The sequence below is a fragment of the Dyadobacter sp. 3J3 genome (genome assembly GCF_009801115.1).
Classification (GTDB): Bacteria; Bacteroidota; Bacteroidia; order Cytophagales; family Spirosomataceae; genus Dyadobacter.
Window position 1 is genome coordinate 327,373 of the sequence record NZ_VTOL01000006.1, and the last position, 14,402, is coordinate 341,774.

Genomic DNA, 14,402 nt, shown 5'->3' on the forward strand with positions numbered 1-14,402 from the left:
ATTTGTAGAGGGAGTTTGAAAAATCACTTATTGGATAAAATTTATTTTATAAGCGATTAAAGTATTTTCAACGCGAAATTTTTTCGATACATTTTTATTCGGACACGATTTATGTCTGACAGATTAAAATTTCTTTACCTTTTTGAAATAATACCCGTAGGGGAAAAGACCATTTTGTTTGGTAATATTATTAAACGGTAAGCTGTTTTGGTTTTTCAAAAGTTAAATAAGGGTGAATTTCTTACCAAGACCGAGTTGCTTTGTTTTTCCGGAAAACGGCTGGCGAAGAGCCCGTGCTTTTTCCAAACAAGCGGATGAAATATTTATCATCTTCATAACCCAGGGTATAAGCAATTTCTTTAATACTCATTTCTGAATAGTACAATAATCGTTGCGCTTTATTAATTACTTCTTGTTGTATAAAATAAGTTAGTGGAAATCCTGTCACCGCTTTTGCCGTATCGTTCAGGTAACTTACCTAAAAATTCATTTTCTCAGCGCACTCGGAAGGCTTCTTTATGGTTTTAAAGTTTTTCTGCAAGAGCTGGCGCAACTTTTTGGTAATGTCAATATTTCTGGATGAGTGTTCCTGAATGCGTGTATTCTCCTGTAATTGATATAAAATGGAAGCCTGGTAAATAAAAGAATCCAGCAAGGACCTTATTAGCTGCGGTTGAAACATGGCTTGTTTTTCTGTATTGATGACAGAATTTATTAGCTCAAAAAGCTTTTTGAACCAGTCATTTTCTTCATCATTTAAATCTATAAGCGCCACTTTTGTAAGCGATTCTTCTATGATCAGCCTTGCGTTTTCATTCACCAGTTTGGCGTAAAATGCCAAAACCCAGCCGTTGCCTGTCTGATGTTTCACAACTTCATGCACTTGCCCCGGATAGGAAATCAGTATCGATTGTTTTTTGATGAGCACAAGTTGGAAGTCGATCATGAAATCAAGATTCCCTTTTTCAACAAAAAAGCAGCAATAATGGCCGTGCCGATGAGGCACAGAAGCTTCGATGGCATATTGAAAAATTTCTTCTGCCAGAAAATTACAGATGAAAATGTCAGATCCCTTCTCCATTAATTCATCGAACTGATAAATGGGTATTTTTTCAGACATTCCTTTAATGTTAAGTCCAGAAGCCATGAGCAAAAATTTTCGCGTTAAGATATGGATTCTTTTTAAAGATTTTTCGCAGTCCGGTTACCATTGGTATGTAACCCGCGATATAAACTGCACTGTAATCTGCCATTGTTTTATTTTCTGAGTATTGATTTAAACTATCAAGAATGTCTGCACCCGGCTTCATTACAAATGTAAATTCCGAATTTTCGTGTTCGAAATAATCAGGAAGCGTGTAATCTTCATTTAAAAATACGACTGGAATTGCAATAGTTAAGCGGACAAATGGTTAAGCTGCGATTTTCTGTTTATTTAAATTTTCTTCAAATTCTGTTGGAGACATATATCCCAGTGCTGAATGCAGTCTTTTTCTATTATACCGCAGCGGCGGCCGCCAAGTCTCAATATATTCGAATACAATTACTGCCGCCTGCTGCTTATTTATAAACTTATTTTGATAAAAACATTCCGTTTTTAAAGTTTTGAAAAAGCTCTCTGCAACCGCATTATCCCAACAATTCCCTTTTCTGCCGCCGGGCCGCCCCGTCATACTTCTTATCACCAATGGATTTTTATCCAACAAGCTTTTAAATTCATTGCAAGCATATTGAATTCCTCTATCGGACCGGGTCGCCGGTGCGATGGAAAATTAACTCAGACGTTATATTTCGGTTTTTCTGAGCCATTTTCCATGCAGGGATCACAGTATCAATGGCTTTCATAGTTGAACTAAGCGCCCATCCAATTACTCTCCTATCAGCTAAATCCAGTATGATAGTGAGATATAACCAGCCTTGTATCGTCTTAATATAAGTGATGTCAGACACCCATGCAGTTGCTATTGTGTCCACTTTGAATTGCCTGTTAAGCTTGTTTTCCACAACCGGATATTTATGCTCAGAATCTGTTGTGACACGGAATTTTCTTTTAACTATACTCCTTATTTTTGCTTTTTTCATCAGTCTGGCAACCCTTGGGCGAGACACTTTTACATTCTGCTTAATCAACTCACGAGTGACCCTAGGGCTTCCATATGTTTGTTTACTTTTACCATAAATAGCCCTTATTTTCTCTGTAAGAATCTGGTTTTCAACGGACGTATTCGACAATCCTTCGCTTAGCCAGGTATAAAACCTACTCCTGCTTACCTTAAAAACTGAACACATTTTCTCAATGGGAAATAATTTCCGGTGATCCTTTATGAACCCGAATATTTGCCATCGCTCCTGGAGAAAATGCTTATAGCCTTTTTAAAAATGTCGCGCTCCATTTGAGTTTCACGCAGCTCCTTTTTCAACCGCGCCAACTCCTGCTCGCTCAAAATTACCTTTCCATTTCCAGGAAAACTACCATTTTGTTTCGTAGAAAACTCTCTGCGCCAGCGGTACAGCATTGCCGGTGGAACATCCAATTCTTTTGCCAGTGCATTAAGGTCCGTACGGTTATTGCCGCGCGGCGGACCGCTCAGTTCAACGCTCATCAGTTTGAACTCCTTATCAAATACTCTTCTTTTTCCAGACATAAGTGTTAAGTTATAAAAGTTTCCCTTAACTCGATGTCCGCTTAAAGGTAGCAAGTCCAATTGAGCGAAATGCTTCCATTGATGACGATGAAGTAAAGATTAAAGTTTCCGGCAACATGGTCACTTTAAGTGGCACGGTTCATTCGTTGTATCAAAAAGACGAATGCGGACGCATCGCCTGGAATGCGCCCGGTGTTGAAGCTGTGAAAAGCGAGCTTGAAATCGATTATGCTTATTAACTATATGGAAAGAAGCCAGCTGTATTTAAAGCTCGCTTCTTTTTTTTGATACATTAACCAACCAATGTGATGAAAACACGCATGATTATTATTTTAATCTTCAGCGGTTTCTTTACGGTGTTTCAATTGTACCTGGGCGTTTTTCGCTGTAACACGATATCTTCAAACTATAAAGTTGTTCGGATAGATAATGAATTGGAAATCAGGTCTTACAGCCAACCGACAGGTTCAGAAAATAAACTGGTTGCCTTACTGGAATTTGGTGGATACGCTTCTCCGCGTGTCGTCGAATTTTACAAGGATAAATTGGAAAACATTCTGTTTCAAAACGCAATTTTACAATCCGGTTATTTTCGTTGTCTGCAACATAATTCTCGATATCAGATCGTTGGACGAAGAAATGAAATCCTCGTTGATGTTGACGCAATTCACACACAAGCAACTGGATTCGATGCGCCAATTCTGTGATTGATGTAACTTTTTCACACGCTTGTGTAACATTTCACATTGAGGATAAACCAATCTTTACATGGTTGTGAAAAGCTAGTCATGAAAAATAAAATTTCAACGAAATCTGTGAAGAAAAAGCGTTGTATGGTTTTGCGTATATGGAAGATAGTCATGTATTATCTGTGATGTTTCCATGTCAAAACGTTCGCCCATCAACATATCTATAACCAATAGTTCCGACTACCGGAAATTTAAATTAACCAACAAATATGGAATCGAATATTAAAATTGCAGAAGCAAACAGCCAGGCTATTGCAACTGAATTGCTAAAACTGTTCGCAGATGAACAGGTTTTATATACCAAAACCAGGAATGCTTACTGGAACATGGAGGATACTCATTTTTATGAGCGGGAAAAACTATTTGATGAACAGGCTAATCAGCTGACCGCGATCATTGACAGCATTGCCAAAAGGATACGCACAATGGAACATTATGCACCGGCTTCGCTAAAATATTTTCTGGAAATCACGCATTTAACGGAAGTTGCGCCAGATCAGAACGACAGCTCAGCTTACATCAAAGAATTGCTCTCAGACCATGACAGTATCGTTATCCATTGCAAGGAAAACGCGCATCGTTTTACAAGCGAATTTAAGGACGCAGCAGCAGGTGATTTTATCAAAGATATTCTGGAAAAACATGAAAATATGGCCTGGGTGTTAAGGTCACATTTAAAATAAATCTTTCACGAGGCGTTCTCAGATTTTTGAAATGAAAAAGTTACAAAGTAAAGTGGTGTTTATCACCGGAGGAAATTCCGGTATCGGTAAAGCGGCCGCAATTGAAGCCGCAAAGGAAGGAGCAACCATCGTCGTAGCCGACCTTGCGGACAGCGATCATAAACAGACCATGCAGGAGATCTCAGACCTGGACGCGCCTTGCCTTTTTGTACCCATTGATGTCTCTGATGTCGAGAGTGTTAAAGCGGCAATCAATGCTACTGTGGAAAGATTTGGAAGATTGGACGTTGCTTTTAATAATGCGGGTATTGGCGCTCCTTATTCAGGCATTCATGATATGCCGGAAGCGGTATGGGACAGGGTGATTGCTATTAATTTGACAGGACAATTTTACTGTGTAAAATATGAATTACAGCAATTTTTAAAACAGGGCGGCGGCGTTATTGTAAACATGTCATCGCTGGGTGGATTGAAAGCAGAGCATGGTTTGGTACCATACACAGCGGCCAAACATGGCGTGCTTGGCCTTACAAAAAATATTGCCGTTCAGTATGCAACACAAAATATACGCGCAAATGCGATCTGTCCATATTACATCGAAACACCTTTGCTTAGCGCCGCTCCTGATCAGGTCCATCAGGCCTGGATCGAGGGAACACCGTCTAAAAGACTAGGGAAGGCCTCGGAGGTGGCAAAGGCTTTTATTTATCTGGCCTGTGACGATTCCAGCTATTGTAATGGAACGCAGATCATCCTGGATGGCGGGGTGATGGCCTAAGGTCTTTAAAAACTTTCGAAACACATTTAAATCATAAAAAATGTCACAAATAATTGTCGTTTCCTTTATGCAGGAAACAAAAGCTATTGAGGCTCTGAACCGTCTTAGTGAACTGGAATCCTACGGGGATATCACCATCTACGAAAAAACCATGGTCCGTAAAAAAGAAAATGGCCAGTACGAAATACTAAACCAGGATGGTTTTCAGGGATGGCAAACGCTGACGGGGATGGCGGTAGGAAGCATCTTTGGAATACTTGCCGGCCCCTTGGGTTTTGTGATCGGACTGTATACAGGAGGCGCAATTGGCCTGGTTTCTGAAATCCGTGAGGATAATTTTGAAGCGGATTTTATATCAAAACTTGAAGGCGGGGTAAGTGCCGGAACTGTTTCCATTATTGCAGAAGTCGACGACAATAGCAATTTGATCGTTGATAACGCTATGAAAAAATTAGGTGCTGCAGTGAGCAGAAGCGATGTTGATTTCGCGTACGGCCATTTTGTAAGCGAAAAAATAGATGAGCTTGATGATGAAATCGCAGAAGGCCGGGCAGAGCTAAAAAAATCAGCAGGTGATTTAAAGCAGAAGACCGAGGAGAAAATTGCTGCGCTGAAAGAAAAGAGAAAACTCAAAATTGCGGATTGTGAGAAGAAAGGGAAAAAAGTGCTGACTGGCATTAAAGATAAAGCAAGTGAAACAGTCAATGAAGTGAAATCTAATATACAACGGTTTGAAACGCATATCAGTGAAGCTGCCAGAGATGCTGAGGTAAATCTGATTAAACGTAGGATTTCAAGGCAGGAAGACAAGCTTACCAAGTTAAACAGAGAGCTGGTTGAAGCCCTGATTTAATATAATCATGCTGGAAAAGCCAGTATAGTTTACACCCTTTAAAATCACTACAAAAAATGAAAAATATAAAAAATATTACGTTCGCAGCTTATCTTTTTTCCGTTTTATTCATCATGAGCTGTGGAGATGCAGCCAAAAAGGACGTGAAAGATACCAATGAAAACTTGAAAGAGGCAAATACTGATCTTAAAGAAGCTGCTGTGGATGCAAATGAAGCAGCAAAATTGAAAGCCAAATCAGATTGGCAGAGTTTCACGATGAAGTCTGACAGTGAAATTGTGGCAATGAAAAACCAGACGACTAGATTTAAAAAGAAGATTGAAAAGGCAAACAAGAAAGAAAAGATAAAGCTCGAGGCTGATCTACAAAACGTGGAGAAAAAGTTGGACGGACAAAAAATGAAACTGGAAGCGAAAAATACCGAATTTGAAGCAAGTATCGATAAGTTTGATGCTTCGGTGGAAACAAAAAAAGAGTCTTTTAAACGTGAGTTCAAGCATGATATGGATGAGCTTGGAGGTGCTGTAAAAGATCTTTTCAAGGATAATGTGAAGTAATAAGCAACCATTAAAATCAAAAAATAATTATGGAAACAACCCAAGTTTTACCGCAGGCACCGTATGCCATCAAGCCGAGCTGGATATCCTTTTTACTGGGATCATTATTTATCCTGATCGGAATCTGGGTACTGATCACACCGGCAGAGAGTTACCTGGCCTTGTCAGTCATTTTTAGTATAACCTTCCTGGCTAACGGCATTTTCGAGATTTTCTCGGCTGCTTCGAGCCCAAAATCCGGCAACCGTGGCTGGGTACTGGCCGGAGGTATTTTCGATCTGCTTTTGGGTATCATGCTGATCGCCAATCCCTTGATCACGGCTCAGGTATTGCCATTTTATGTTGGGTTCGGGTTGATGTTCCGTTCGATGATGGCCATTGGCGTTTCCTTCCAATTCAGTGGAATCAAAGGTTGGGGCTGGCTGTTATTTTTAGGGATCGGTGGTTTGATTTTTTCCTTTATGCTGCTTCGAAACCCCGTTTTTGCAGGTATGACCATTGTAACTTTTACGGGTTTGGCATTCCTTGTCATTGGTTTATTCAGGCTGGTACTGGCATTCAAATTCAAATGATAACCGTCTTATGATCAATCTGCCAAATCCATTCGTCCGCGCCGATCCTGAAAGAATTGATCCCGTCGACTACAAAGAATTGTTATTACCAAAAACCATGCGCGCCATGGTGATGGAAAAACAAGGAGAGCCGCTTGTATGCAAAGGACTTCCGCTTCCGGTTCCGTCCGAACATCAGGTGCTGGTGAAAATCATCGCCTGCGGAGTTTGCCGGACAGACTTGCACATCATGGACAGTGAATTGCAGCATCCGAAGCTTCCCTTGATACCCGGTCATGAAATCATAGGCACCGTCGTGAAGGTAGGAGCAGAGGCATCGATGCATCAGCCAGGCGACATCGTGGGTATTCCCTGGCTGGGTTACACCTGTGGATATTGCCGCTATTGTTTGAAAGACCAGGAAAACCTTTGCGAAAATGCACTTTTTACGGGTTACACCATGGACGGCGGATTTGCGGAATATACCGTAGCATTTGAGAATTTTTGTTTTAAAATCGATCCCGTATATGCTAATCCGTCAGGAGCGCCGCTGATGTGTGCCGGACTGATCGGGTACCGTTCTTACAAAATGACGGGACAACACGCACAGCGAATAGGAATTTACGGTTTTGGTGCAGCTGCTCACATTCTGGCCCAGGTTGCCGGTTATGATGAAAAGGAGATTTACGCTTTCACCAGGGATGGTGATGTGAAGGCTCAGGCTTTCGCTAAGGAGCTGGGTGCTGTGTGGGCAGGTGGCTCCGGTGATTCCGCTCCCGAAATCCTTGACGCCGCCATTATTTTTGCCTCTGCTGGTGAACTTGTTCCCAAAGCACTAAAGGATATTGATAAGGGTGGGAGCGTGGTTTGCGGCCGCATTCATATGAGTGATATTCCGTCATTTCCTTACGATATCCTTTGGGAAGAAAGGACCCTGCGTTCAGTAGCTAACCTGACTCGCAAAGATGCTACTGAATTTCTGGCAGTTGCCTCTAAGGTGAAGGTCAAAACGAAAACAACGCAGTATGCGCTTGAAGAAGCCAACGAGGCTCTGGATGATCTCCGTGCCGGCAGATTACAGGGAGCCGCCGTTCTGGTGATGTAAATCGTTTGCATATACTTTTCGTAACCACTTTTAATGTAGCACCCACGACTTATCCCATGAATAATTTGACAATCCATTTACAAATTCTCTGGCTGTTTTTTCTGGCGATACCCATTGCCTGTGTCGCATGGACGGTGACCCACGAAGAGGTTTTTCGTGAGCCCAGAGAATATTGTTTGAAAAGGAGCATTTCAGGGAAATCACTCCTTGAACGCAAATTCTTTTATCTGTTTACCTGCGAATACTGTTTCAGCCATTACGTAACCATATTCTTTATTTTTTTAACGGATTATCATTTATTGATGACCGACTGGCGGGGATATCTGATCGCTGGATTTTCCCTTGTATGGATAGCCAATATTTACATGAGTTTGTTTGGCCTTGTCCGTCAGGATATTAAATGGGAGAAAACAGAAATTAAATCCTTGGAGCAGCAAAGGGAACATCCACAAAAGACGCACTGAAAACAGTGATTGATACAACTCTTGGCCTTAAGAATGTAAGTTATCAGCCCTGAGATTACTGACCTTTACCCTGGTAATAACACAATTACCTGTAAATACAATGATTATGAAAACCAATGAAGAATTGCAGAAAGACGTTCAGGATGCTATCAAATGGGAACCATTATTGAAAGCGGCGGAAATAGGCGTTACCGCCAAAGATGGTGTTATCACACTTTCGGGAACAGTGGACAGTTATGCCAAAAAATCAGAAGCAGAAGCTGCCGCGAAAAGAGTGACAGGTGTAAAAGTGGTTGTTGAAGAAATTGAGATCAAAACATACAGCAACCTGTACAACCGCGACGACAACGATCTGGCCAATGAGGTACTGAACGCTTACAAATGGAACTGGGAAATTCCCAACGACAAAGTGAAGGTAAAAGTCGAAAATGGCTGGATTACGCTCGAAGGGGCAGTGGAGTGGAATTATCAGCGTGAGGCTGCTGAAAGGCTGATCAAAAAGCTTGCTGGCATAAAAGGAATATCCAACCTGATCACCATCAATACGGAAGTACACGACGAGATTGAGAAAATGGGTATCGAGAGCGCATTGGGACGTAACTGGTCCATCAGCAAACAGGATATTCATGTAAAAGTTGTTGGTACGAAGGTAACTTTAACCGGCACTGTGGATTCCTGGTATCAGAAAGACGAAGCGGGCCGTATCGCCTGGAATGCGCCCGGAGTAGTGAGCGTTGACAATGAACTGCTTGTGGAATATGATTATTCGCTTGTTGATTGAAAGCCAAAGAACGGGAGGGGAAACCTTCTCGTTTTTTTTAAGATTTATACCAACTAAAATCAAACATTATGTTTTACAACGAATATAGTTTCTGGGGCATGCACATGTTTTGGTGGATTGCCTGGATGATCCTGCTTTTCTGGATATTTGCTACGCCCTATGATATTCCGGGCCAAAGAAGAACGATTTCGTCTCCGCTGGATATTCTGCAAAAGAGGTTTGCAGCGGGTAAAATAACGAACGTGGAATATCAGGAAGCAAAAGCTACCCTGACGAATGACCTGGCCAAATAAAGTCTGATTTTACTCAACGGGAAACTTTATCAAAATGAAAATCAGTTCGTTTGCAGGAAAACCAGCTGAGCCCTGGATGCTGGCCAGCATTCCAGGGCTCGTTGCTGCCTATTATACAGGAATTCCGGACGCTGAAAATCCGGAAGAAAAAGTGGTTTTCGGCACTTCCGGACACCGGGGCACTTCATTGAAAAACACATTCAACGAATGGCATATTCTGGCTATTTGTCAGGCCATTTGCCTGTTTCGGGCGGAGCAAAAAACGGATGGTCCTTTGTTTATGGGTATGGATACACATGCCTTGTCTGTCCCGGCGTTTTCTACGGCGATGGAAGTTTTGGCGGCAAACGGCGTGCAGGTCATGATTTCTCAGGACGACGAATTTACGCCAACGCCTGCCGTTTCCCACGCCATTCTGACTTATAATAAAGGACGAAGTTCAGGTTTTGCTGACGGAATTATCATAACGCCGTCACACAATCCACCTGGTGATGGCGGATTCAAATACAATCCACCGTCCGGTGGGCCTGCATCCGGCACAGTCACGACCTGGATAGAAAACAAGGCAAACGAAATACTGCGTGCCAAACTGAAAGGGGTAAAAAGAATTCCGCTTGCCGAAGCACTGCATACATCTTCCACACACCGGTACGACTATCTGAACACCTACGTTGGCGATCTGGGCAACATCATCGACATGGAGGCTATTGCCCATTCAGGATTAAAAATAGGCGTCGATGCGCTGGGTGGGGCAGGTATGCATTACTGGGAACCGATTGCCGAACGATATGGATTAAACGTGACTGTTTTTAACAAAACGCCTGATCCGACATTTGCTTTTATGCCTGTGGACTGGGACGGACAGATACGCATGGATCCGTCCTCTGAATACGCCATGCAAAACCTGATCGGGTTAAAAGATAAATTCGATATTTCCGTTGCCTGTGACACGGATTACGACCGGCATGGTATCGTGACCAGGAAAGCAGGTTTAATTCCCCCAAACCATTATCTGTCGGTGATGGTCGACTATCTTTTTAAGCACAGACCGCAATGGCCAGCGAAATTTATGGTGGGTAAAACGGTGGTAAGCAGCCAGATGATAGACCGCGTTTCGGCAAGGCTCGGCAGAAACGTTTACGAAGTGCCGGTTGGTTTTAAATGGTATGCGGATGGGCTGCTGGATGGCTCACTCGGCTTTTGCGGTGAAGAAAGTGCAGGGGCGTCCTTTGCCCGGAAGAATGGGGAAGTATGGACCACAGACAAAGATGGGATAATTGCCGCGTTGTTATCCGCAGAGATTATGTCCGTTACAAAACAGGATCCGGGTGAGCTATACGATGGACTAAGTAGTGCCCTCGGGACTTCCTATTATGACCGGATCGAAGCCGTGGCAACGACTGCGCAAAAACAGTTACTGGCTAAGATCACGGCAGACCAGTTTGATCAAAAACAGTTGGCAGGAGAGAATATTACTTCCATGATCACCAACGCGCCAGGCAACGGCGCCTCCATTGGCGGACTGAAAGTGAGTACCCCAAACGGCTGGTTCGCCGCACGCCCTTCCGGTACCGAAGAAATCTATAAAATCTACGCAGAAAGCTTTGAAAGTGAAACGCATTTGAGACAGATTTTGGTGGAGGCGCAGGGGATGGTTGATGGGATGATTGGGGATGGGTGATTACACTTCAATCCGGCTGACGCAACCCGTGTTAGTGGATGGGCTCCTATATTTGCTTCGCTTTGTCGATGGTCTCTTTAACTTTGTCTAAGTCAGAAATTAGCTTTATGATTTCTGGGTCAATCCAAGTCAGCAGGTTGGTTATTGATTTGTGGACTTCTAATGTCTCTGTAAAGTCTACATTGTTACCGTTAAAGCAAACTGGTTCATTGTGGTAAACCCTGTTTCGGAAACGTCTGACTTTATCCAATTCTTCATTTACTTCTTTTCGTCCGTATCCAGCTGGTAAGGAGTGAAATATTTGTATGGGTTTACCTCTTAATAAACGATAATTGTGAACTTCAAATAGATCAGTCCAAAAGCCTAGAGTTTGCTCTGCAATGATTTTACCGCTTGTAACTGGTGTTCTTGTCTTTTGAAGGCGCTTCTCTGCCTTATTGATTTCTCTCCTAAGAAAATCATTCGTTTTTTGTTTCCCTGTACGTTTGTATGTAAATGTTAAGGAAGGATCAGACATAAAACCTGCTTTCTGATTAATTATCCAGTCGGGGTCTGTAAAGTGAGAAGTCAAGATGTCATTGAGTCTATTTCGCAAAATAACTTCAAAGACTCCAAGTATGGGGTGAAATGCTTGTGAAATTTTAAGATTAGCTTTGTATAGCTTAACGGCCTTGCTTGTCGAGTTGGCCGTTGCAAGTAAATAGCGATTTACTCTTGCTGCCGAAAAATATTGTTCAAAGTCGCTGAATTTCATTTTTTTAGTTTGTCGATTCAGTAAATATAGTTATTTTTGCGGTGTGATGCTTGGTCAAGCCTCTTGTCCCCGGATAACGTAACCAAGTTAAAGACTAAGACCTGTCAGAAATGATGGGTCTTTTTTTATTGTTGATCTCTGTCGTCGTGGTCTTGCGGCTAACGTGCATGGATAATCCAGGGTCAGAATAGCGTTTCCCGCGTTATACGTAGTTTAAAACCGGGCCGCGTAGGCTGCGAATCTGGATGCTTTACTGTTTTTAATAGTTTGAAATCCGCATAATCACAATAAGGTCTCCCGTTTTTTTTGTCATAATGGCGTCAGTATTTAAGGAGTTCATTACTTGCAATCTATACCATGATTCTTTATTTAGCTTAAGACCGTTACAAACGGTCCAATATCATGAGTGTGCAGTTTTGAAGGAATATTACGCACAACGGGGTGTCCAGCCTTATGTAAAGAAAAATCGAACTAGTGAATTTGATTCCAAAGACGTCCGCACCCTATAACGCAGAACCAATTTGAGTCGTGTTTTTTTTGATCGATTATATTTTAATTAGCTTATTGGTATATTTTCAATAATCGGTTGAAGTTTTTCCAAAGCTTGCGACTTTGCTTCTTTATTGATTCCAATTTATTTAAGTCTTTCATAGTATTATCTGCTTTGTAGATATAGCTTAAATAATTTCCCCAATTATACTCTTTGCTTTTAACGTACTTTGTTTTATCTATTTTTGACGGTCTATAAATTAATTTTCTTTTTGCACCAATGTGTGTAAATCGTTTAAAAAGTCTCGATTTGAATATTTTTTTATCTGGGTTCTTACTATTTTTTGCAAGTGAAGCCGATTTTTTAAAAGATTTTATCATTGAACGATAGAATTTAGAAAAACCAGCTGATTTTACCAAAACTTTTTGTCCATCAAAGGAAAAACCCAAGTATTCAAGTGTGCGATTGAAATTGGGTAATTTTGTTTTTTCGTCAATCTCGAACCCTATAAATTTTTCGCTAATAATTTCAAACCTATAAACTTTTGTTTTTTTTGATTGGATTTCTAGACCTGCTATTTTTTTATCTGCAATAGTCTCTCGAATTGTATTAATTATTTCGTCTTCATATTGCTGTTCACAAACAACAACTAAATCATCACTATATCTCTGATAAAATCCTCCTATTGCATTTATTTTATTAAATACGATTTGGTCAAAGTCCAACATATAAACATTGGCTAAGGTCGCACTAATTGGACTTCCCTGTGGTATGCCCACAGTATTGTTTTTTGAAACAATTAAATTCAAATTTTTTTTTATGAAATCATTCTTTTCACAGTATGCAACAGCGTTTTTTTCTTTAAAGTATTGTGCCTTTTCGATTTCAATTCTTTTAAATTCCGTTTTTTTTGAATTATTAGGAATTCCACGTTCCACAATCATAGTTCTGCTATAACTATTAAACAACTGTTCACCTTCAATGTATTTTATCCGTGTTAGCGTTTTGAATATATTGTAATGGTCTAATGGTAACGTATATTCATTTAGAATTTCGGACCATTTTCTTTTAATTATTTTGTGGTCTAAATTGTCAAAGAAAGAAGTAACGTCAGCAACGACAACTGATAATTTATTTGAATCATTTTGTTTAATAAACTCAAATACTGTCTTTGCGAAGTCAATATTGCATTTGTTATTTTTCGAATCCTTAAAAAGCGCAATTTTTCTATACGCGACCACAGATTCATTAAAATTTTTATTTTCTATATACTGTTCATATGCTTCAACTAAAATACTGTTGTAGTATGAAAATATTAAAGAATCAATATGTGATGCAAAATATATATTCCTATCTTTTTTGTCTTTTATTCTGTACCTTCTATTAGTTTTAGTTTTGTCATTTATTAATTTGTCAGGGCGGAATTTACGTTGTGAAATACATTTGTGAATAAGAGGTAGGAAACTATGAGTTCTGATTTTATCTTTATTATATACGTATTCTTTAACCCAGTCATAATCAGATGCTGTGATGGGTAAGCCAATGTGTGGATATTTTTTAAGTTTAAACCAGTTTTCCGTATCCATAGGTAATAAAATGGGGGCAGATTAATAGTAGCAGGTTTAAAATGTACAGGCTCATTCGAAGCTTTTACCTAATACAAGGCTATTGCAACACTACTCTTTTCAGGTATAGAAATTGTTATCTTTATAGTTAAATTCATAAACACGTTAAATATGTTCAATAAATTATTACGCAGAAGCAACCTCATGGTATCAACAGGTATGAAACTGTTGTTAACTCTTTCCTCAATAATTCTCTTTCAAGATTATTTGGAAATTGGTATTTACCTTCCCAGCTAACGTAAATCTTAGACGTGGTTTATTAAAGTTAAACGTATCATTCCGACCTTCTGCCCCCAAAATCTTTATTTGTAAATATTCGTTATCAATTTCAGTGTATTCTTATTGTGTTGTTTGACCAACTGCTCTGTCAGATTTTGCTCTGTGGGCGATGGC

The 14,402-nt window shown here is 40.5% G+C and carries 15 protein-coding genes and 2 pseudogenes; 12 read left to right on the forward strand and 5 right to left on the reverse strand.

Going from position 1 to position 14,402, the window contains the following annotated elements; genetic code table 11:
* Positions 1-241: 241 nt before the first annotated feature.
* From FZF08_RS32310 to FZF08_RS15345, 3 genes and pseudogenes are all read right to left on the reverse strand, one after another.
* Positions 242-469 (reverse strand): helix-turn-helix domain-containing protein, encoded by a 228-nt coding sequence (locus FZF08_RS32310; protein WP_409012660.1) that lies wholly within the window; start codon positions 467-469, stop codon positions 242-244.
* A gap of 9 nt (positions 470-478) precedes the next feature.
* The gene (locus FZF08_RS15340) at positions 479-1,147 is read right to left on the reverse strand and encodes an AraC family ligand binding domain-containing protein (protein ID WP_159470229.1); all 669 of its coding nucleotides are present in this window, start codon (positions 1,145-1,147) and stop codon (positions 479-481) included.
* 265 nt (positions 1,148-1,412) lie between these two features.
* Positions 1,413-2,645, reverse strand: a pseudogene (locus tag FZF08_RS15345) (IS3 family transposase).
* 50 nt (positions 2,646-2,695) lie between these two features.
* Between FZF08_RS15345 and FZF08_RS15350 the strand changes: the two are divergent.
* From FZF08_RS15350 to pgm, 12 genes and pseudogenes are all read left to right on the forward strand, one after another.
* Positions 2,696-2,884: pseudogene (locus FZF08_RS15350) on the forward strand (BON domain-containing protein); the annotation flags it as partial.
* Between the two features lie 69 nt (positions 2,885-2,953).
* The gene (locus FZF08_RS15355) at positions 2,954-3,352 is read left to right on the forward strand and encodes a heme-binding protein (RefSeq protein WP_159470231.1); all 399 of its coding nucleotides are present in this window, start codon (positions 2,954-2,956) and stop codon (positions 3,350-3,352) included.
* Positions 3,353-3,603: 251 nt separating this feature from the next.
* Complete coding sequence (locus tag FZF08_RS15360) at positions 3,604-4,077, forward strand: Dps family protein (protein ID WP_159470232.1); 474 nt, start codon at positions 3,604-3,606, stop codon at positions 4,075-4,077.
* Positions 4,078-4,108: 31 nt separating this feature from the next.
* Positions 4,109-4,855 carry an SDR family NAD(P)-dependent oxidoreductase gene (locus tag FZF08_RS15365; protein WP_159470234.1) on the forward strand — a complete coding sequence of 249 codons (747 nt, stop codon included), beginning with the start codon at positions 4,109-4,111 and terminating at the stop codon, positions 4,853-4,855.
* 40 nt (positions 4,856-4,895) lie between these two features.
* On the forward strand, positions 4,896-5,708 hold the full coding sequence (locus tag FZF08_RS15370; protein WP_159470236.1) for a DUF1269 domain-containing protein: 813 nt from the start codon (positions 4,896-4,898) through the stop codon (positions 5,706-5,708).
* 56 nt (positions 5,709-5,764) lie between these two features.
* The gene (locus tag FZF08_RS15375) at positions 5,765-6,265 is read left to right on the forward strand and encodes a hypothetical protein (RefSeq protein WP_159470238.1); all 501 of its coding nucleotides are present in this window, start codon (positions 5,765-5,767) and stop codon (positions 6,263-6,265) included.
* Positions 6,266-6,294: 29 nt separating this feature from the next.
* Positions 6,295-6,837, forward strand: coding sequence for an HdeD family acid-resistance protein (locus FZF08_RS15380; RefSeq protein WP_159470240.1), 543 nt, complete (start codon positions 6,295-6,297; stop codon positions 6,835-6,837).
* A gap of 10 nt (positions 6,838-6,847) precedes the next feature.
* On the forward strand, positions 6,848-7,921 hold the full coding sequence (locus tag FZF08_RS15385) for a zinc-dependent alcohol dehydrogenase family protein (protein ID WP_200837098.1): 1,074 nt from the start codon (positions 6,848-6,850) through the stop codon (positions 7,919-7,921).
* Between the two features lie 56 nt (positions 7,922-7,977).
* Entirely contained in the window at positions 7,978-8,385 is a 408-nt protein-coding gene (locus FZF08_RS15390) for a hypothetical protein (RefSeq protein ID WP_159470242.1), read from the forward strand.
* 106 nt (positions 8,386-8,491) lie between these two features.
* A complete protein-coding gene (locus FZF08_RS15395) occupies positions 8,492-9,166 on the forward strand; it encodes a BON domain-containing protein (RefSeq protein ID WP_159470243.1) in 675 nt (224 codons plus the stop codon).
* A 68-nt stretch (positions 9,167-9,234) separates the two neighbouring features.
* A complete protein-coding gene (locus FZF08_RS15400) occupies positions 9,235-9,459 on the forward strand; it encodes an SHOCT domain-containing protein (RefSeq protein ID WP_159470245.1) in 225 nt (74 codons plus the stop codon).
* 34 nt (positions 9,460-9,493) lie between these two features.
* Positions 9,494-11,140 carry a phosphoglucomutase (alpha-D-glucose-1,6-bisphosphate-dependent) gene (gene pgm, locus FZF08_RS15405; RefSeq protein ID WP_159470247.1) on the forward strand — a complete coding sequence of 549 codons (1,647 nt, stop codon included), beginning with the start codon at positions 9,494-9,496 and terminating at the stop codon, positions 11,138-11,140.
* 46 nt (positions 11,141-11,186) lie between these two features.
* Here the strand turns inward: pgm and FZF08_RS15410 are convergent, their stop codons facing one another.
* A complete protein-coding gene (locus FZF08_RS15410; protein WP_159470249.1) occupies positions 11,187-11,894 on the reverse strand; it encodes an Abi family protein in 708 nt (235 codons plus the stop codon).
* 561 nt (positions 11,895-12,455) lie between these two features.
* Complete coding sequence (locus tag FZF08_RS15415) at positions 12,456-13,970, reverse strand: reverse transcriptase domain-containing protein (RefSeq protein WP_159470251.1); 1,515 nt, start codon at positions 13,968-13,970, stop codon at positions 12,456-12,458.
* Between the last annotated feature and the right edge of the window lie 432 nt (positions 13,971-14,402).

Excerpts from the sequence above, each read along its gene's own strand:
- FZF08_RS15340 (WP_159470229.1), bottom strand. The coding sequence starts at position 1,147 with ATGGCTTCTGGACTTAACATTAAAGGAATGTCTGAAAAAATACCCATT.
- FZF08_RS15355 (WP_159470231.1), top strand. The coding sequence starts at position 2,954 with ATGAAAACACGCATGATTATTATTTTAATCTTCAGCGGTTTCTTTACG.
- FZF08_RS15360 (WP_159470232.1), top strand. The coding sequence starts at position 3,604 with ATGGAATCGAATATTAAAATTGCAGAAGCAAACAGCCAGGCTATTGCA.
- FZF08_RS15365 (WP_159470234.1), top strand. The coding sequence starts at position 4,109 with ATGAAAAAGTTACAAAGTAAAGTGGTGTTTATCACCGGAGGAAATTCC.
- FZF08_RS15370 (WP_159470236.1), top strand. The coding sequence starts at position 4,896 with ATGTCACAAATAATTGTCGTTTCCTTTATGCAGGAAACAAAAGCTATT.
- FZF08_RS15375 (WP_159470238.1), top strand. The coding sequence starts at position 5,765 with ATGAAAAATATAAAAAATATTACGTTCGCAGCTTATCTTTTTTCCGTT.
- FZF08_RS15380 (WP_159470240.1), top strand. The coding sequence starts at position 6,295 with ATGGAAACAACCCAAGTTTTACCGCAGGCACCGTATGCCATCAAGCCG.
- FZF08_RS15385 (WP_200837098.1), top strand. The coding sequence starts at position 6,848 with ATGATCAATCTGCCAAATCCATTCGTCCGCGCCGATCCTGAAAGAATT.
- FZF08_RS15390 (WP_159470242.1), top strand. The coding sequence starts at position 7,978 with ATGAATAATTTGACAATCCATTTACAAATTCTCTGGCTGTTTTTTCTG.
- FZF08_RS15395 (WP_159470243.1), top strand. The coding sequence starts at position 8,492 with ATGAAAACCAATGAAGAATTGCAGAAAGACGTTCAGGATGCTATCAAA.
- FZF08_RS15400 (WP_159470245.1), top strand. The coding sequence starts at position 9,235 with ATGTTTTACAACGAATATAGTTTCTGGGGCATGCACATGTTTTGGTGG.
- pgm (WP_159470247.1), top strand. The coding sequence starts at position 9,494 with ATGAAAATCAGTTCGTTTGCAGGAAAACCAGCTGAGCCCTGGATGCTG.
- FZF08_RS15410 (WP_159470249.1), bottom strand. The coding sequence starts at position 11,894 with ATGAAATTCAGCGACTTTGAACAATATTTTTCGGCAGCAAGAGTAAAT.
- FZF08_RS15415 (WP_159470251.1), bottom strand. The coding sequence starts at position 13,970 with ATGGATACGGAAAACTGGTTTAAACTTAAAAAATATCCACACATTGGC.